We start from the raw sequence: 778 nt of genomic DNA, 5'->3' as shown, positions 1-778 counted from the left end.
TACTGATGAACTTAATATTAATAAAATAAGCTTCCCATAAAGCTGACATTTAAATCGTTCTATTTTTACAGGTTTTACATTTGAAATTGTAAATATTGATTTCCATGTTTTAAATAAAATTTCTATTTGCCACCTCAAAGAATATATCTCATATATTTGATCATTAGGTACTATTGAGCTATCAATATTTGTGATGAACATAGTTATTCCCAATAGTTTCATTGTATTTTCACTTTTCTTGATACCTTTCTTTTTAGCTGTTTTTTCAACTTTTAACTTACGTTCCTTTAATTGTTTATCAGTTAGCTTGTATATAACTAATCGTTCTTTTCTCTTCTCAATTCTTCCTATGTATACTTCTTTTAATTCTAATACTCCACCAGCAGGTATATCTTTTGCTATTTCTGATAAATCAATTCTTTTGTAAAGAGTAGATTTCTTTATCTGCCCATTCTTATGATACTCTACATCTTCATTTTCAACGTACACAGCCACATTTGGTTTTAATCTTGAAACATACGAAGCTCCTTTAGCATCTAAATCTTTAAAGTCCTTCAGACTAAAATAACCTAAGTCCCTTAAAGAAAGGTCTCTTTCCTTGAAAGTCTCATTTATCTTACTTCCAAAGGTATTATCATTTCCTTTTCCAGGACCTACATCAACATGTATGAACTTCCCAGATTTTAGATCATATTCAAGTTGTATTTTAACTCCAGCAGGTTGAGAACTTCCACCAGAGCCTTTATATTCTTCTTTATATATTTCTGGAACTTGAAAT

1 protein-coding gene is annotated in these 778 nt (G+C 29.4%); it reads right to left on the bottom strand.

The features are described 5' to 3' along the window. On the bottom strand, window positions 1-778 hold a 778-nt coding region (locus tag WJW32_RS12345; protein WP_340258769.1), incomplete at both ends, for an IS4 family transposase.

The sequence above is a fragment of the Tepidibacter sp. Z1-5 genome (assembly GCF_037844525.1).
Taxonomy (GTDB): Bacteria; Bacillota; Clostridia; order Peptostreptococcales; family Peptostreptococcaceae; genus Tepidibacter_A.
The sequence above is the reverse complement of the archived record's forward strand: the minus strand, read 5'-3'. Positions and strand labels throughout refer to the sequence as shown.